Source organism: uncultured Bacteroides sp., from assembly GCF_905207245.1.
Taxonomy (GTDB): Bacteria; Bacteroidota; Bacteroidia; order Bacteroidales; family Bacteroidaceae; genus Bacteroides.
Genome location: NZ_CAJLKP010000018.1, coordinates 41,321 through 60,037, shown reverse-complemented (window position 1 = coordinate 60,037; position 18,717 = coordinate 41,321). Strand labels below are relative to the sequence as shown.

General features: G+C 43.9%; 10 protein-coding genes. 8 read left to right on the top strand and 2 right to left on the bottom strand.

Going from position 1 to position 18,717, the window contains the following annotated elements:
- The first annotated feature begins 181 nt into the window (after positions 1-181).
- The 6 genes from QZ135_RS07955 (at position 182) to QZ135_RS07930 (ending at position 12,320) form a co-directional block, all read left to right on the top strand.
- Positions 182-2,935: a trehalase family glycosidase gene (locus QZ135_RS07955; protein ID WP_294607604.1), complete on the top strand. Its 2,754-nt coding sequence runs from the start codon at positions 182-184 to the stop codon at positions 2,933-2,935.
- A gap of 324 nt (positions 2,936-3,259) precedes the next feature.
- Positions 3,260-6,382 carry a TonB-dependent receptor gene (locus QZ135_RS07950; protein ID WP_294607601.1) on the top strand — a complete coding sequence of 1,041 codons (3,123 nt, stop codon included), beginning with the start codon at positions 3,260-3,262 and terminating at the stop codon, positions 6,380-6,382.
- A gap of 35 nt (positions 6,383-6,417) precedes the next feature.
- Positions 6,418-8,241 carry a RagB/SusD family nutrient uptake outer membrane protein gene (locus QZ135_RS07945; RefSeq protein ID WP_294607599.1) on the top strand — a complete coding sequence of 608 codons (1,824 nt, stop codon included), beginning with the start codon at positions 6,418-6,420 and terminating at the stop codon, positions 8,239-8,241.
- A gap of 2 nt (positions 8,242-8,243) precedes the next feature.
- Positions 8,244-9,272: a family 43 glycosylhydrolase gene (locus QZ135_RS07940; RefSeq protein WP_294607597.1), complete on the top strand. Its 1,029-nt coding sequence runs from the start codon at positions 8,244-8,246 to the stop codon at positions 9,270-9,272.
- A gap of 13 nt (positions 9,273-9,285) precedes the next feature.
- Entirely contained in the window at positions 9,286-10,263 is a 978-nt protein-coding gene (locus QZ135_RS07935) for a family 43 glycosylhydrolase (protein WP_294607596.1), read from the top strand.
- Positions 10,264-10,292: 29 nt separating this feature from the next.
- Positions 10,293-12,320, top strand: a complete 2,028-nt coding sequence (locus QZ135_RS07930; RefSeq protein ID WP_294607593.1) for a hypothetical protein — start codon at positions 10,293-10,295, stop codon at positions 12,318-12,320.
- Between the two features lie 329 nt (positions 12,321-12,649).
- Here QZ135_RS07930 and ybeY read toward each other — a convergent pair whose 3' ends face one another.
- Entirely contained in the window at positions 12,650-13,060 is a 411-nt protein-coding gene (gene ybeY, locus QZ135_RS07925) for an rRNA maturation RNase YbeY (protein ID WP_294607590.1), read from the bottom strand.
- A 26-nt stretch (positions 13,061-13,086) separates the two neighbouring features.
- Entirely contained in the window at positions 13,087-14,319 is a 1,233-nt protein-coding gene (locus QZ135_RS07920) for a nucleoside recognition domain-containing protein (protein ID WP_294607586.1), read from the bottom strand.
- A 158-nt stretch (positions 14,320-14,477) separates the two neighbouring features.
- Here QZ135_RS07920 and QZ135_RS07915 point away from each other — a divergent pair, with 158 nt between their 5' ends.
- Together QZ135_RS07915 and QZ135_RS07910 are read left to right on the top strand one after the other, a co-directional pair.
- Positions 14,478-16,436, top strand: coding sequence for a sialate O-acetylesterase (locus QZ135_RS07915; protein WP_294607583.1), 1,959 nt, complete (start codon positions 14,478-14,480; stop codon positions 16,434-16,436).
- A gap of 275 nt (positions 16,437-16,711) precedes the next feature.
- Positions 16,712-18,715, top strand: a complete 2,004-nt coding sequence (locus QZ135_RS07910) for an ATP-binding protein (RefSeq protein WP_294607580.1) — start codon at positions 16,712-16,714, stop codon at positions 18,713-18,715.
- The last annotated feature ends 2 nt before the right edge of the window (positions 18,716-18,717 follow it).

Sequence of the window (18,717 nt, the reverse complement as noted above, 5' to 3'; positions counted from 1 at the left end):
TATACTGAATGGCATTCAGTCGTATATTCATTGCCATTCAGTATACGACTGAATTAGGTTAAAGTACAGACTGTTTTATGATAGGTTCTTGGTGTAAATATTTTTAAGCGCAGATTGCTATTTTATAAATTGATTATGTAAGAGTGCTTATAGTGCCGAATTTTAAAACTACAATATATAGATGAAACGATACTTGATGACATTTCTGGCCGCAATAATGGCCCTCTATTGTGCAGGAGCTGTTTTTTCTTCACCTTCTTCGGACAATAGCCATGACATAGCTTCCTTGCATGCATGGGGCCCTTACTCAAAACGCTATGCCGGCATCTCGCACATACCCGATATGCGCAAAGGGATACGTTTTGACTTCTCGGTGATGCCCGGATACTACCGGAACCGTCAGTTGGTGCCACATGTCTTGTTCGAGTCATCCTACTATCCGTGGGAGATAAACCCGGAGATGACCCGCATCACCTACCGCTACGAGCTGGAATGGAAAGACCGGGTCTATACGGATGTCACCTATCACGTTTTGGATGATAACCGTACACTGGTCGGGATACATTGTGTCAACCGTACAGGTATGCCCCAGAATCTGGTCCTGAATCAGATGGCTTACATCGATTATCCCGAGACGCAACCGCAAGTAACCGCTACGGGGACATCCCGCCTGCAATGGTACAATGCCATTGACTATGTGGAGAATGAACCTGTCCGCCAGTCTCCCCAGTATCGGCTGGTGTATGACGGTTGGCAACGGAATGAAGAGCGGAGTGCCTCGTCGCTCGACGGCTCCATTCTGGGCCGGAGCTTCGGCAGAAACGAAGGCGACCGTCTGACTTATCTGGTGAATATCCTTCCGGGATATGAGAGCGGCGCCATAGGACTCCGGTTTAAGGTAAAAGAAGGGGAAACCGCCGTTCTAAATCTGAAAGGACTGACGCAGCAGCCTGTAGAATTAAAGGGTACAGGAGAATTTTCTTTCCTGTCCGTCCCTTACCATTGTAAAAAGGCAGGGGAGTATAAATTGGAATTTATTTCCGCTTCCACCGTGAGCATCAGCCTGGATGGTTTCTTTATAGGAGATAGCGATGAAATCAGCCGTGTGAACGTCACCTCTGCACCAATTCCCTTCACTCCCGTGATGGAAGTGGGAGAGGGGAGGAAGGACTTCATCCTGAAATACAAGGATTGTGAGAACTTCTATGGTGTGGCCTGGAACTACCAGCATTCGGAGGTGCGCGAGATTCTGAACGGTGAATTGGAGTCTTTTTTCCGCAGACGGGTGCACGATCATGTCTCTTCGAGGCTGACGGGCGACAGGAAGTGGCATTATGCAAACGCCTTTTTGCGCCCCGTCGTGCTGGAACCCAATTCCGAACAGACCATCTATATGCTGGTGTGCAGTGGAGATAAGGAACAGGTGAAACAGGAACTATCCGGTTTCCACTCTGCCCCGGACAAACTCATCGCACAGATACAGCCTGCAAAAGATGTGAACTCCAAAGACGGAGTACTGCCTGCCGGAGAGAAGTATCTCTTGGGAAACCGCCTGTTGCAAGCTTCTCTTTTGTCGAATATTGTATATCCGGTTTATACTCAGAAAGAGTATATCAGGCACTTCACACCGGGAAAGAATTGGAACAGTCTCTATACCTGGGACTCCGGTTTCATAGCATTGGGGCTGGTTGATGTGGACCCTGCCAAGGCTTTCGAGTGTATCAAGGCTTATACCACTCCCGTGGGTAGCGAGTCGGCTTTCATTCATCATGGCACTCCGTTGCCCATTCAGATGTATGCCTGCTTCGATTTGTGGAATAACAGTCTGTCACGCGAATCATTGGGATTCCTGTATCCACGTCTGAAACAATATTTTGATTTCATGGTTGGAAACGAGCCTTATTCCACTACCCGGATGAAAGGTTCCGGTTTGCTCCGCACCTGGGATTATTTCTATAATTCCGGTGGATGGGACGATTATCCGCCCCAGCATGAGTTGCACCGCACTAAATCGCAAACCCGATTTGTTACTCCTGTGGTGACTTCTGCTTATTATCTCCGTGCTGCAAAGATTCTACGTCTGGCAGCTAAAGAACTGGGACTGAAAAAAGACGTGAAGGAGTATGAGCGAACCATTAATCAACTGTCATATGCACTACAAACCTATGCGTGGGACGAAGAAAGCGGGTATTACGGATATGTGGTTCACGACTCTTTGGGCAATGCGAAAGATATTTTCCGGTATAAGGACCACTCTAACTTTAATAAGGGACTGGATGGAGTAACCCCTCTGGCGGCAGGCATCTGTTCTTCCGTTCAGGCAGACAAGTTGGTGGAACATCTGTTTTCTCCTGATGAGTTGTGGACTAAGGTAGGCATATCTACAGTCGATCAATCCGCCCCTTATTATAAGGTAGACGGATATTGGAACGGTGCTGTCTGGTTTCCCCATCAATGGATGATGTGGAAAGCTCTTTTAGACTTGGATAAAGGAGAAGAAGCTTACCGGGTGGCGCATACGGCTCTTGATAACTGGGAAAAGGAGTGTACAGAGAGTTATTTCACCTTCGAGCACTTCATTATTTCCTCGGGAAGAGGGGCGGGATGGCATCAGTTCTCCGGACTTTCGTCTCCTATCTTGAATTGGTTTGCGGCTTACTACAAACCGGGTAAGGTTTCCACAGGATTTGAAATCTGGCTTACTAAAAGTGAATTTAGCGATGATTGCTCCGGGTATAGGGCGGAAATCTCTTTTGATGATTCAACGAAACCGCATGAACGTTGCATGATTGTTTGTATGGATGCGGGGCATACATACAAAGTGTTTTTCAATGGCAACCCCGTCAAGTTCAGGTCCGGCCATGCAGGAATGTTGGAAATCACTCTGCCTGCAACGAATAAAAGAGGGGAACTTGCCGTTCAGGCTCTTGATTAGCTTGTATGCAATAGCAGCATATTTTCTTTCATATTCGATATTATTAGAATAAAGGTGTATTCTGTTGAGGATGCACCTTTATTTTTTCTTTAAAGTTTCTTAGCTGTTCAGTCTTGCAACTCACAGTGTATGAGTAAAATGACAGATGCGTCCCACAATTGAGATTATTGTGTCTATTGCCGTTCTAAAACCTTCTGGCAGGTATTTTGGGACATTTTTTCTTTTTTTAGAGATAACTGTATTATCGACTATTTATTTGATTATCTACTTTTGTCTTGCTTTAAAGCCAATAAAGACTTTACAATTTTTTTAAAATTTAATATTATGAAGCAGAAGATTTCAAAATTCTTTTCTGATGCAAGGATTAGGATGCTACTCCTTCTCCTAATCTCTACGGTTTATGTTCAGGCTCAGTCGGGCAGAATTGTTACGGGTGTCGTTAAAGATGCTACGGGCGAAACAGTTATTGGAGTAAACGTAACTGTAAAAGGTAATGCTGCTTTGGGTACTATTACTGATTTGGATGGTAAGTATTCATTGAACATTCCCGCACAAAAAACTACTTTAGTATTTTCATTCATCGGCTATCAGACAATGGAGAAAACCATTGATGCCAACACCAGAACTCTGAACGTTATGTTGGTTGAGGATTCTAAATTGTTGGATGAAGTTGTTGTGGTTGGTTACGGTACGATGAAGAGAAAAGACGTAACGGGTGCCGTGGCACACGTTGGCGAGGAAGTAACAAAGAACAGAGCAGCCACAAATGCTCTTGACTTTCTGGTAGGTACTGTTCCCGGTGTACACATCACTCCTTCTACTGATGCAGGTGGCGGTGCTTCCGGACTTTTGATTCGCGGTAAGCAATCATTGAAAGCCAGTACTTCTCCTTTGATTGTTTTGGATGGTGTAGTATTCTATGGCAATATTGAAGACGTCAACCCGAACGACATCGAAAGTATGGATATCCTGAAGGATGCCAGCTCTACTGCTATCTACGGTTCTAAAGGTTCGGCTGGTGTTATCCTTATCAATACTAAGAAAGGTACTTCCGAGAAACCTATTATTAATGTAAGTACAAAGATTGGTGTCTCGCAGGCAACCTTTATGCCCGAAATGCCTACTGCTGCACAGTATATGCAGAGACGTTCCGATTACTACAAGACAATCGACTACTTTAAACCGGGCGACCAGCAAAAAGGTTTAGGTTATTATGATAATCCTGATAATCTGCCCGCAGGCGTTTCTCGTGAACAATGGGCAGCCTATGATCCTTCTTTCTCCGGTGACTACACCGAAACCTGGATGCAACGTATGGAGTTCAACCCTATTGAGGTTGAAAACTACAAAGCCGGTAAATTCGTTGACTGGATGGATCTTGTTTATCAGAATGGTTTGAGACAGGATTACGCTGCATCTGTTTCCGGTAAAACGGCAAGAACTAATTATTATGTGTCGTTGGGTTATACTAATAATGACGGTATCGTTGTAGGCGACCAGTTCCGTGCCTCAAGATCACGTGTGAACCTGGATACTGAGATTACAAAATGGTTGAATATAGGTTTGAATGCACAGTTCACTCATAAAGGCTCGGATAATATTAAGGCGGATACGGGTGCAGCTAAGGCAGCCAGTCCCTTTGGTGATGTTTACGAAGCTGATGGAAGCATCAAGGTTAGACCTTGGGATGACAACCGTATTGCCAATCCGTTATTGAACCACACAGTGGACGATAAATATTATAGAACGCAGAATTTCAATTCAAGTGTTTATGGTAAGCTGACTCTTCCGTTCGGATTTACCTGGCAGACCACTTTCAACGTGCGCTATGGTTGGAGAAAAGATTACTATTTTGACTCTGATATCAAACCGGGCGTAGTGGCAGGTGGCAAAGCAAAACGTGAAGACTATTCTGACTATGAATGGAGCATTGATAACATGTTGAAGTGGAACCGCACTTTTGCCAAAATACACAACTTTGACTTTACCTTCGTATATACTGCTGAAAAGTACCAGAACTGGAAAAGTACAGGAAATAATGAAGGTTTCCAACCTAACGGTGCGCTGAGCTATCATGGCATTCAGGCGGGTATCACTCCTACGGTCAGCTCAACTGACGAAATGCAGACTGGTAATGGCTTGTTGTGGCGTTTGAACTACTCATTGATGGATCGTTATTTGCTGACGGGTTCCGTACGTCGTGATGGCTTCTCCGCTTTCGGACAAAATAATCCTTTCGGCGTATTCTCTACGGTCGCTGCCGGATGGCGTATGTCGGAAGAAAAGTTCCTGAAAGACGTGAAATGGATTGATAACCTGAAACTGCGTCTTTCCTGGGGACAGACCGGTAACCGTGACATCGGCCGTTATGCTGCTTTCTCAAGACTGACCATTACCAACGTTATTCAAAATGGGGTAAACTATAAAGGTGTGTATCCTTCAAGTTTGGCCAACAGAGACTTGAAATGGGAAACTACTACCGGTTTCAACTTAGGTGTTGACTTTGGATTGTTCAACAACAGATTGAGTGGTTCGGTAGAACTCTACAAGAATAAGACGAATGATTTGTTGATGGACCGCGCTATGCCCGAAATCTCTGGATATGGTAACATTGCTTCCAACCTGGGAGAGATTGCTAACCAAGGTGCTGAGTTGACTTTGTCAAGTGTAAACGTGAATACCTCTAAAGTACGTTGGACTACTACATTTACTTATTCTACAAATAAAAATGAAATCAAGCACCTGTATGGTGATATGATTAATGTGTTGGATGCAGACGGTAATGTTATCGGTCAGCGTGAAGACGATGACGTACAGAATGGCTGGTACATCGGACATGCTATTGATGAAATCTATGATTATAAATGGATTGGTGTATGGCAATTGGGTGAAGAACTGGAAGCTGCAAAATATGGTAAGCAACCGGGTGACCCAAGATTGCTGGATGTCAATAATGATGGTAAGATCAATGACGAGGATAAACTTTGGTTGGGTAACAAAACTCCGAAACACCGTATGACACTGAGCAGTGACCTGGACTTGTTCAAATGTATCAACTTCTCTTTCGTATTGCGTGGAGAATTTGGTTGGATGGATATTGATAATCTGCCCAGAAACGAAACTAATCGCTTCTATAACACTTCAAACTCAGTTTGGACTGAGTACTGGACACCTTGGAACCAAAATAGCAAATATGCCCGTCTGGGTGCAAACATCGACAGCCCGGGTGTGAACATCTACGAAAAGAGAAACTATGTAAGAATGCAGAATATGGCATTATCTTATACGTTCCCGAAGAAGCTGATTAACAAGTTTATGATTGATAACCTGAGATTCAGTATTAATGTGGATAATGCATTCGTTATTTCTAAGTGGAGAACTTCCGATCCTTTGACTAAGGCCATTACTCCGCGTATCTGGACATTCGGTGTAAATATTACCTTATAATCTGATAGAACGAATAATTAAATAAAGATATTCAAATGAAAACAAAGAAAAATATACTAAAAGGTCTGGCCACTTGCCTGATAGCTGCCAGTCTTTCTGCTTGTGTTGATCTTGAACCGAAGGCTATGTCGTTCCTGACACCGGAAAATACCTTCGTGGATAAGGCGGGTTTGGAAACCATGCTTCGCCTTTGCCGTAAGCAGATGAATTTTGAATGGTTCGGAGATGCATTCAATTCTGGAAATTGTGAAACCTATTCTGTTTATGAATATGCTTGGTCTGACTTGGCCGTGATGGGTGGTCCTGAAACCAAGGAAATACATAATATGGTGACCCAGTTGACTCCTACCACTAATATGTATCTGCACCTCCGTTATTGGGTTTTCGGCTGGAACGGTATTAAGTATGCCAATACAGTCATTACCCGTGCTCCTGAAGCTGACGGTATGGCTTCGGAAGAAGACAGAAACGCTTGTCTTGCAGAAGGATATTTCCATCGTGCCTACTGGTACTATTTGCTGACCAACCAATTTGGTGATATACCTTGGATTGGTGAAGAAATTACTGGTGCCAAACTGGACTTTAACACAGTTTCCCGTAAGACGATCCTGGCTAATATCAAGAAAGATATGGAATATGCCGTGCAATGGTTGCCTAAAGAGGTGATTCGTGGTGCTGTGAGCAGGGCTGCAGGTGAACATTTGCTGGCTAAAATTTGTCTGGCTACCGGCGATTTCCAGCAGGCAATAGATGCAACTACCCGATGCATCAACAATTACGGATTGCACCTGATGACCGAACGTTTCGGTATTAACTCTGGTGATAAAAGTAAAGATGTATATAACGACTTGTTTCAAGAAGAAAATATCAGCATTGTTGAGAACAAAGAAGGTATCATGATCGGTCAGGAAATCTACGGTCTGGACGGATGTTCTTCTCCGAGTGGCTCAAAACGTAAGCGTAACTTCGTACCGCAATGGCATGCCGGAAGCAAAGTGAAGACACCTGATGGTAAGAACGGAACGACAGATGCATCGGGTATTTATGACGGATACGAGCAGTTGGAAGAGTTGGGTAGAGGTCTTGCCAAGATACGTCCTACCAACTATGCACAGTATGAATTGTGGAAGGATTGCGGTGATGATATGCGTCATAATTCCAATAACTGGTATGATAAGTCACGTATCAAATATAACCTGCCTGCTTCAAAGGGTGGTAGTGCTGCTTATTTTGGTCAACCGGTTGATCCTGCTTACTGTTCAGACACAATGCGTTGCTATTTCTCTTTCCCGATTGTGAAGGTTTTGATTGACAAAGATGATCCGAATGCGGGAGGTAAAGTGCCTGTAGGTGGTTTCACCGACCAATACATCTTCCGTCTTGCTGAAACTTACCTGAACAGAGCTGAGGCATACTGGTGGTTAGGACAAATTGATCTGGCTACTGCTGATGTGAATACAATCCGCCGCCGTGTGAATGCACCGGAACTCTCATCTGTTACATTGGAAGATATCCTGGATGAAAGAGCCAGAGAACTGTTCATGGAAGACCATCGTAAGACTGAGTTGACACGTATCGCATTCCTAAAAGCAGAAAAGGGCATAGACGGATATTCTCTCAGCAATTTCTCGGAGAAGAACTGGTACTATGACCGCATAATGGAAAAGAACAACTTCTTTGCAACAGAATATTATTATTCAACCAATGCCTTTATTATGAAGCCTTATCACGTATTGTGGCCTGTTCCGCGTAATGCCATAGAGTCCAATACACAAGGCCGCATCAACCAGAACTATGGTTACGATGGCTATGAAGACAATATTCCTGTAGAAGAACTTGAACAAAGATATAATAATTGATTATGAGAAGTAAATATATATTGTTTGCCTTGGCTCTGACAGGAGCCTTGGCATCCTGTTCGGATGATGATCATAAAAAGCCGGTTTATAACAACCCCTATTCAAACCCGCTGACTGACTACAGTGTGGGTGACCCTACCATCTGGAAAGAAAACGATCATTCGTTCTATGTATATGCCACTAATACATCTGTAGTCCGTAAATCAACGGATTTGATTAACTGGACAGAAGGTGGTAAGATGTTTGATAAGAAGCCTTCGTTCGTAACAGAATCGGGTGCGGCAGTATGGGCACCGGACATTGAAAAGATTGGCGATAAATATATCTTGTATTATGCCATGTCTGCCATGGGTAAACCCGCCACTGCCGGTATCGGTATCGCTTCGGCAGATTCTCCCGAAGGACCTTTCACACTGGATATATCTGTCGATGGAAAGGGCAAGTTGTTCACTTCAAATGAAATTGATGTAAGAAACTCTATCGACCCTTGCTTCTTTGAAGACAATGGACAGAAATGGTTGGTTTGGGGTAGTTTCAATGGTCTGTATGCTGTGAAATTGAATGCTGATGGTACAAGAGTATATCCTGACCTCGCAACAGCTAAAAAAGAAAGAGTACAGGTTGCAGGTACTGCATTTGAGGCACCTTACATTCATAAGCGTGGTGATTATTACTATATGTTCGCTTCGGTTGGTTCATGTTGTAACTCCATGTTGAGTACTTATACAACTGTTGTAGGCCGTTCGAATTCTTTCCTAGGTCCGTATGTGAATAAGAACGGAGAGTCAATGCTCGATAATAAATATGAAGTACTTATCAGAGCTAGCGATCGTTTTGTAGGCCCGGGCCATAATTCAGAGATTGTGACGGACAGCGAAGGTAATGAGTGGATGCTATATCATAGTTATGACAGACACACCCCAAGCAAAGGACGTTATCTGATGATTGATCGTATTGTCTGGGAGAATGATTGGCCAATGATTGTTGGCAATAGCCCCTCTACTGAAGCAGAAGCTCCGGTTTGTAAATAGTAAATGTGAATATATGCAGAAAACATTGTTTATAGGAGTCTTTCTCGCCATAAGCTGTTTGCTTATGGCGAAAAAGCCCATTAAAGCTTATCAGAATCCGGTCGTAAATTATAGCCTGCCTGATCCTTCTGTTATTAAGGGTGATGATGGCTATTACTATTTGTATGCCACCGAAGACATTCGGAATCTGCCTATCCACCGTTCCAAAGATCTGGTGAACTGGGAGTATGTGGGCACTGCATTTACAAAAGATACCCGTCCGAATTTTGAACGAAGGGGGGGGCTATGGGCTCCCGATATCAATAAGATAGGCGACAAATATGTACTTTATTATTCCATGTCTGTCTGGGGTGGGGAATGGACATGTGGCATCGGATGTGCCATAGCCGATAAACCCGAAGGACCTTTCACGGATTGTGGAAAGATGTTCCGTAGTAATGAAATCAATGTGCAGAATTCTATCGACCCTTTCTATATAGAAGATGGGGGAAAGAAGTATCTCTTCTGGGGTAGTTTCCGGGGAATTTATGCTATTGAACTGTCGGACGACGGACTTTCAGTTAAAGAGGGTGCCACGCCCTGCCAGGTAGCAGGAACAGCTTATGAAGGAACCTACATCCATAAGAAAAAGGGGTATTATTATTTCTTTGCTTCGATAGGCACTTGTTGCGAGGGATTGAAGAGTACTTATACTACGGTGGTAGGACGTTCCAAGAATCTGTTTGGTCCATATGTAGACAAAAATGGCGGAAAGATGTTGGATAACCATCATGAAGTACTGATTCATAAGAATGATGCCTTTGTGGGCACCGGACATAACTCTGAGATTGTAAAGGACAAGGCGGGTAACGATTGGATGTTCTATCATGCCGTGAGTACTCGGCGCCCTGAAGGTCGCGTGTTAATGATGGATAAAGTTGAGTGGAAGGGCGGATGGCCTTCAGTAGCTGGAAATTCTCCGTCGATAGAGTCTGCCGCACCGGTGTTCTAATAATGAATTGAAATAGATTAGATATAATTATGAGAGTAAAAAGATTGTTTTTGGGGATAATACTTTTGATGGGTATTGCCGAAATGTCGGCTATGAGTGCTGCTCCGGAGAATGTCTCGGCTTTTATTTCTTTGAAAGTACCGGGGAATGAGGCAAAGCAATATTCGCTTATTCTTCAGGAAGCGCAAGAGGGAACATACAATTGCCGGGCAAATAGTGAACTGCCGTTGGTTATTACCCGGAAAGTTACGGAAAGAGATGGAAAACAACGTGTTGACGTTGTGATAAATGCTTTGGAAGATGTGTATTTCAATTATGGGGAACAAGTAAAGACCGGTTATAAGCATGCCGATTGCCAGTTTTATATGCCGGGATTCTGGTATCGCCGTAATCTGCGTTCACCGCAAAAGGCACCTTCATTCCATACTTCCGATAGCTGGTTGGTGCGTGAGGACCGTTTGAGTACTCCGTTGACGGCTATTTTCAATCCTGTAAGCAGGAAGTCAATGTCAGTACTTCGTATTGATAAGTTCGATAAAGATGCGTTGGCTACTCACAAAGAAGGGGAAGTGATCGTATCCGGTGAAACATCTATTGGTTATACAGGTTTTGAGAATATAGAAGGTATAAGTGTGCTCTCTTTCGGTTTTCCGTATAAAGAAGCGCCAAAAACTTATATTCGTAAGTTGACACTGGCTCCCTCTGTTGAGGCTTTCCAGTTGCTTCGCAAAGGCGATAGCATTTCTCTGACCTGGGAATTGGCAGAAGTGGATGCGGCTGACTTCTCGGAATGCATACAGCGCACTTGGGAATATAGCTATGATACGAATCGCCCGGAACCTGTCAATACACCTTATACGGTGGATAGAATGAAAGAGGTTATGAGTAACTTCTTTGTGGAAAGTTATGTGGATAATACACCTACCCATTACTATTCCGGAGTAGAGTTGGAAACAGCTACTTGTGCCAGTACGGATGTTGCTGAAATTGGTTTTGTAGGACGCACATTACTCAATGCTTTTAATGCTTTGGAGTATGGAGCGCAGCAAAACCGTACAGACCTGGTGGATAATGCCAATAGTGTTTTTGATACTTATCTTCAAAATGGCTTCTCTCAGGTAGGGTTCTTCAATGAGGTTGTTCACTACAATCATGTTTCGAAAGATCCTGTTCATAGCATCCGTCGTCAGTCCGAAGGTGTATATGCCGTATTGAACTATCTGAATTACGAGAAGCAGCAGAAACGTAAACATCCTGAATGGGAGAAGCGTATAAAAGGTATACTGGACTCCTTCCTTCGTTTGCAGAATGAAGATGGTAGTTTCCCGCGTAAGTTCAAGGACGACTTTTCTCTTGTAGATGCCAGTGGAGGCAGTACCCCGTCGGCCACTCTACCTTTGGTAATGGCCTATAAATACTTCAAAGACAAACGTTATCTGGCAAGTGCAAAACGTACGGTAGATTATCTGGAGAAGGAATTGATATCCAAAGCTGATTATTTCTCGTCAACATTGGATGCCAATTGTGAAGACAAGGAGGCCTCTTTGTATGCTGCTACAGCTACATACTATCTGGCTCTGGTCACTAAAGGAGCCGAGCGCATCCATTATGCGGACCTGGCAAAGAAAGCTGCTTATTTCGCCTTGTCCTGGTATTATACCTGGGATGTTCCTTTTGCAAAAGGACAGATGTTAGGTGACATTGGTTTGAAAACCCGTGGTTGGGGGAATGTATCGGTTGAGAATAATCACATTGATGTGTTTATCTTCGAATTTGCAGATGTACTGCATTGGCTTTCCAAGCAATATAATGAACCGCGCTTCGCTGACTTTGCCGAAGTAATTTCTACCTCTATGCGTCAGTTGTTGCCCTATGAAGGTCATATGTGTGGCATCGCAAAGGTGGGTTATTATCCTGAAGTGGTACAACATACCAACTGGGACTATGGACGCAATGGTAAAGGATATTATAATAATATCTTCGCCCCGGGCTGGACGGTTGCTTCTTTATGGGAGCTCTTCTCGCCGGGACGTGCGGAACAGTTCTTGCTGAAATAATTCAAGTTTCGCAAGCTCAACTTTCGCAGTTGACAAGGGAAGAAGGGGACGAGTTGACAAGGACAGAAAGTCTGCTTATTTATAGAAATTTTATAGATAAATACGGCTATCGGTACTATTCCCCTTGTCAACTCGTCCCCCTTCTTCCCTTGTCAACTAATAAGTTGAGCAACATGCGAAACTTAAATGAAATAATATAAAGATTGCGAAGGATACAAGAAAAAGAAGGTGTGGCAAGACTCTGATAAGCGCATCATTCTGTCATCCTTGTCGAAGGATCTTCTCTCTGTGATTCAGGAGAGTAGATCCTTCACTACGCTCCTGTGTACTTATCTCATCGCCAGCGCTTTATTCTCTGCCTCTTCCATTATCTCCCGTTCTCCCGGACCTTTATCATTGATTCCGCAAAGGTGCAGGATGCCGTGAATAATCACACGGTGCAATTCTGTTTCATAATCGCTGCCGAATTGCTCTGCATTAGTGCGCACTGTATCGAGGCTGATAAAGAGATCACCACTGAGGCGGTTACCCTCACAGTAATCAAAAGTAATGATGTCAGTATAATAGTCATGTTGCAAATACTGGCGGTTTACCTCAAGAATTTTTTCGTCGGAACAGAAAATATAGGCGATTTCACCGACTCTTTTTCCGTAAGTGGCAGCAACGGCTTTAATCCATTCCGTTGTTGTGCCTTTTTTGATGGCGGGCATATCTACGCCGTCTGTCTGATAGGAAACCATATTAATTAAGAATTAGAAATTAAAAATTAAAAGAAGAAGATGTAGCTGATGATGATGGCAGCGATAATGCCTGCAAAGTCCGCTATCAGTCCGCAGGTGACGGCATTGCGTGTCTTGGTGATGCCCACACTGCCGAAGTAAACGGCAAGAATATAGAATGTAGTGTCCGAAGCACCACGCGCTACGCAACTCATTCGTCCCACGAAGGAGTCCGCACCATATTCTTTCATGGTGTCAATCATCAGTCCGTTGGCACCGCTACCGCTCAATGATTTCATCAACGCGGTGGGCAAGGCGCCTACAAAGCTGGTATCCACACCAAACAGTCCTACTACATAACCGATACCGCTTACCAGCATATCCATTGCACCGGAAGTTCTGAATACGGCAATACCCACCAGGAATGCCACCAGATAAGGAATGATGCGTACAGCAGTGGTAAATCCCTCTTTGGCACCTTCCACAAAAGCATCATATACATTTATCTTTTTCCACAATCCCCAGACAATGAACAACAGGATGATGCTGAACAGAATGATATTGGCAACCAATGTAGAATACGTTCCGATTTCTTCGCGTCCAAGCAGTGTGAACATGTAGATGAGTCCGGCAAAGAAAAGGCTGATGCAGCCGATGAGGATAAGGATAGGTTTATTGATGAGATTGATGCGCTGGGCAATGCTGACAGCAATTACTCCCACAAGGGTGGAGATGGCCGACGTAATAAGTATCGGAATAAATATATCAGTAGGCTGCGTGGCGCCCATCTGTGCGCGGTACATCATAATACTGATTGGAATCAGTATCAGTCCGGAAGTATTGAGTACCAGAAACATGACCATTGGATTGGTTGCTGTGTCTTTTTTCGGGTTCAGCTCTTGCAGTTCCTTCATGGCTTTCAGCCCCATGGGGGTGGCGGCATTATCCAGTCCCAGCATATTGGCAGAGAGGTTCATAAAGATGGAACCCATGGCGGGATGTCCTTTCGGAATCTCAGGGAAGAGGCGGCAGAACACAGGACTCAGCCAACGGGACAATGCATTTATCATGCCGCTCTGTTCGCCAATCTTCATGATGCCCAACCACAAGGAAAGAATACCAGTCAGTCCCAGGGATATTTCAAATGCTGTTTTCGAGGAAGTAAATGTGGAGTTGACAAGCTCCGTAAAGATTTCAGTATTGCCCATGAACAGGAGTTTGATGAATGCCACAATGAAAGCAATTACGAAGAATGCTACCCAAATGTAATTTAAAACCATAAAGCAACGCGTTTATTTTACGGCAAAAGTAGGAATATCTTTCTATTTAGCACGCTAAATGGAAAGATTATTGCATTTATTAGGGTAATAACGTTATTGGGAATACGAATTTCTAATTACCTTTGCTTTCTAATCACTAACTACTAATAACCAAGTATATGAAAAACAAGTGTATGTTAGTTGCAGCTTTGCTGATGTTATCCGGAGCAATGTCTGCAAAAGTAGTGCTACCGCCCATGTTCTCGGACAATATGGTGCTGCAACAACAGGCGGATGCTCCTATCTGGGGTACGGCTAAACCGATGAAAACGGTGAAAATTACCACTTCCTGGGATGGAAAGACGTATGAAACCCTTACTGATAAAGATGGTAGGTGGAAACTCTCTGTCCGTACCCCCGAGGCCGGAGGACCGTATGAACTAACCCTGACTGACGGGCAGAAACTGGTGTTGAAGAATGTAATGATCGGTGAAGTCTGGATATGTTCCGGGCAATCGAATATGGAGATGCCTTTGAAGGGCTGGGGTAAAATAATGGATTATGAGAAAGAGATAGCTGCTGCTAACCATCCTAATATCCGCTTGCTGCACGTGGAGCATGTGACGAGCACGCAACCGGAGCCGGACATCAAGATTCGCGATAACGGTTGGCAGGTATGCTCACCGCTTACGGTTCCTGAATTCTCTGCTACTGCCTATTTCTTTGGTCGTGAAATTTCTGAAAAGCAAAATGTGCCCATTGGGTTAATCCATACTTCCTGGGGCGGAACGAATGTGGAGTCCTGGATTAGTGGAAAGATACTGAAAGAAATGCCGGATTTCAGTAAAGTAGTGGAAGATATTCAGACAATGCCTGATAAATCTGCGATGAAAGCGGAGTATTTGAAAGGTTTGGAGGCTTGGAACAATCGTGTTGACGAGGGTTTTGCCATTGGTAAACCGGTGCGGGCGGAAGTCACCTGCGATGATAGCAACTGGGGGAAAATGAACTTCCCCGGTATGGTAGAAGAACAAGGTTTGGCTGGTTTTGATGGTTTGTTGTGGCTTCGCCGGACTGTTGAGATACCTTCTTCCTGGGCTGGTAAGAAAGTGCAGTTGGTTTTGGGAGCTATTGATGATAATGATGTCACCTATTGGAACGGGCAGGAGGTAGGACGTACTGATGGTTATTCGATTGCACGTAATTATACGGTTCCCGGTAAAATGGTTAAAGCGGGAGCGTTGACATTAGCTATCCGCGTTACGGATACAGGCGGTGGCTGCGGTATGCCGGACGAACTTTATCTTCGTTCTGCCAATGGTGAACAAATCAGCCTTGCAGGCGAATGGAAATATCAGGTGGCAGCAGATGCACGAAAAGAAGGAATGCCTCCGAAAGATATGTCCGAGAATCCCAACTTGCCGACATCTTTATATAATGCCATGATTCATCCGTTAGTGCCTTACACTATTCGTGGTGCCATCTGGTATCAGGGAGAGAATAATGCTTCTCGTGCTTATCAGTACCGTGAACTTTTCCCGTTGGTCATCGAAAACTGGCGTCAGGACTGGGGACAGGACTTCCCGTTCTATTTTGTGCAGTTGGCCAACTTCATGCAGCAATCTCCGCAGCCGGCTGACTCTGAATGGGCGGAACTCCGTGAAGCGCAAACCCGTACATTGGCTGTTGCCAATACGGGCATGGCGGTAATTATTGATAAAGGCGACGCCAATGATATTCATCCGAAAGATAAACAAGCGGTCGGTCATCGTTTGGCTCTGATAGCCCGTGCTAATACATATGGAGAACAGATACCATATTCCGGTCCGATGTACCGTTCCTATCAAGTGGATGGAGATAAGATAATTCTCTCTTTCGACCATACCAATGGTGGTTTGAAGAGCGGTGACGGTAAAGAACTGCAAGGTTTCTCCATTGCCGGGCGCGACCATAAATTCCACTGGGCGAAAGCAGAAATACAAGGCGATAAGATTGTGGTAACTTCTCCGGAAGTGCCTTATCCGGTTGCTGTACGCTATGCCTGGGCCAACAACCCGGTTTGCAATCTGTATAATGGTGCCGGTTTGCCCGCATCGCCTTTCCGTACGGATGACTGGAAAGGGGTGACGCAGAAATAATTTGAGGAAAGTAATCCGGAGAAAAAAATCCGCTTATTATCAATTTTAAATAATTGATAATAAGCGGATTTCCTTTTTATAGTGGACTGGCTATAGATGCATTGATAGTGCACAATTATTTGTTTATTTGCTCTGAATGTTTAGAAATAGCTTATTATTTACAATAAAAAGATAAAAAACGTCAATTGTGTTGGCTTGTAAGATGGAACAATATCTTCTTTCATATATAAAGCATATCTTTAGAACCCAGTTAATATACAACGAGCAAATAACTTATGATGAAAAAAACGATTCTTGCCTGTATCTTTTTACAATTGGCTATATGGGTTGTCCATGCCCAAAAGGTGGATTCCACCTACGTAAACCAAATGCATGCTTATTATGATAAGCATTTTAATGACCCCACCAATCCTATTGTACTGACAGCCTCGGATACATTGCTCGACATGGCAATCCGATGCAATGATACCGTAATGTCTAAAATAGCTTTAGGAGCTAAATTGGATTATTACTATTATGGGCAAGGTGAAAATCGTACGGATAGCATCATAGCCGGAGTAAATCGGCTGAAGCAATTTGCCCGGAAGGTGCAAAACCCTGAACTTTACTATTGGGCCTGGGCTGCCCGCCTGGTGAACTATTACATCAAACAGGGAGAATATAACATTGCTCTTGTTGAAGCAGAAAAGATGCTGCGTGAGGCTGAGAGGGATAATCTTACATCAAGTATTGCCGAATGTTATTATGCCTTGGCTAATGTCTATGCAGCCAAAGGTTTATTGAAAAAATCCCAGGAGTTCATGCTTAAAGAGATAGAACTTTCTGAGAAGACTAATGTCGTAAGATACAATATATCTTGCCAATACAGTGATGCGGCGAAGATATACATTGATCTGGGCGAAAAAGAAAAAGCTCCCGAATTATTAAAGAAAGCGCTCAAAACGGTCAAGTCTCCTTATCATAAGGTGACGGCCAAGCTGGTTTATGTCTCACTCTATCTTGCCCAAGGGGATAGGGAAGCTGCACGTCAGGCATTGGAAGAATGCAGGCAGATGTATGCGGAGGAACCTTCATTGAAACGTCATATCCACTATTTTTATGAGGTGGAGCTTGATTACAACTGGAGAGTCGGCAACTATAATGAGGCTCTTGGCATATTGGCTACACGGGAGGCGGAACTACAGAAAATAAACGATTTAATGACTTTGGCAGAATTAAGGAAGAAGAAGGCCGACATTCTTTGGGAAATGAATCGTAAAAGCGAAGCAGCTGATTTGTATCGCGACTTCCTGATAGAACAAAAGAAAGAAAAAGAGAAGAACGAAGAAATCACTACCGGTGAGTTTGCCACTATCTTGAATTTGCAAAGGCTCAGTGCCGAGAAACAGCAATTGGAAAAGATTTCCCAAGAGAAGCAACTTCAAAATACCCGTATCATCCTGTTTTCTGTAGTGGGAATCTTGTGCATTGTCGTTGTCTTCCTTTTGCAGCAGAGAAAGTTGAATAGAAAGTTGCATAAATCCAGAGATAAGCTGGACGAAAAGAACCGCATACTGATTGAAGCCAAAGAAGAACTGCGTAAGGCGAAAGAAATTGCCGAGCAAAGTAACTGGATGAAAACAGTATTCATCCAGAACATGTCCCATGAAATCCGTACCCCTCTCAATTCTATTGTAGGCTTCTCCGGGGTGCTGGTCGATATGTTTGAGGAGCAGGAAGACATCAAGCAGTATGTTTCGCTGATTGAAAGTAACAGTAAACTGCTGTTGAAGCTGGTTGGTGATATTCTTGATATTTCAGCACTCGATAGTAATATTGAAATCAACCATTATGCTGTCGATGTCAATGCTTGTTGCCAAGCTTCAATGGACGCGGCGGGCGAATTGTTTTCTAAAGATATAAGGCTCATTTTTGAGCCGGCTTGCGATGAACTGATAATAGACAGTAACTATAGCTACATAGTGCAGGTGCTCGATAACCTGCTGAGCAATGCATCAAAATTCACTCGGGAAGGTTCTGTTACACTGGCCTACGAGCTGAAAGAGGAGGAGAAGCAATTAATATTCACGGTTACGGATACCGGAATAGGCATTCCTGCCGATGAACGGGAACACGTCTTCGAACGTTTTGTCAAGCTGAATGATTTCACTCAGGGCACAGGTCTTGGCTTGTCTATTTGCCGCACCGTTGCAGAAAAGTTGGGAGGTTATCTGATTATTGATAAAGAATATATTCAAGGCACCCGTTTCATTTTCTGTGTACCGATGCAAAGAATCTGATG

Excerpts from the sequence above, each read along its gene's own strand:
- QZ135_RS07910 (WP_294607580.1), top strand. The coding sequence starts at position 16,712 with ATGATGAAAAAAACGATTCTTGCCTGTATCTTTTTACAATTGGCTATA.
- QZ135_RS07955 (WP_294607604.1), top strand. The coding sequence starts at position 182 with ATGAAACGATACTTGATGACATTTCTGGCCGCAATAATGGCCCTCTAT.
- QZ135_RS07935 (WP_294607596.1), top strand. The coding sequence starts at position 9,286 with ATGCAGAAAACATTGTTTATAGGAGTCTTTCTCGCCATAAGCTGTTTG.
- QZ135_RS07920 (WP_294607586.1), bottom strand. The coding sequence starts at position 14,319 with ATGGTTTTAAATTACATTTGGGTAGCATTCTTCGTAATTGCTTTCATT.
- ybeY (WP_294607590.1), bottom strand. The coding sequence starts at position 13,060 with ATGGTTTCCTATCAGACAGACGGCGTAGATATGCCCGCCATCAAAAAA.
- QZ135_RS07915 (WP_294607583.1), top strand. The coding sequence starts at position 14,478 with ATGAAAAACAAGTGTATGTTAGTTGCAGCTTTGCTGATGTTATCCGGA.
- QZ135_RS07940 (WP_294607597.1), top strand. The coding sequence starts at position 8,244 with ATGAGAAGTAAATATATATTGTTTGCCTTGGCTCTGACAGGAGCCTTG.
- QZ135_RS07945 (WP_294607599.1), top strand. The coding sequence starts at position 6,418 with ATGAAAACAAAGAAAAATATACTAAAAGGTCTGGCCACTTGCCTGATA.
- QZ135_RS07930 (WP_294607593.1), top strand. The coding sequence starts at position 10,293 with ATGAGAGTAAAAAGATTGTTTTTGGGGATAATACTTTTGATGGGTATT.
- QZ135_RS07950 (WP_294607601.1), top strand. The coding sequence starts at position 3,260 with ATGAAGCAGAAGATTTCAAAATTCTTTTCTGATGCAAGGATTAGGATG.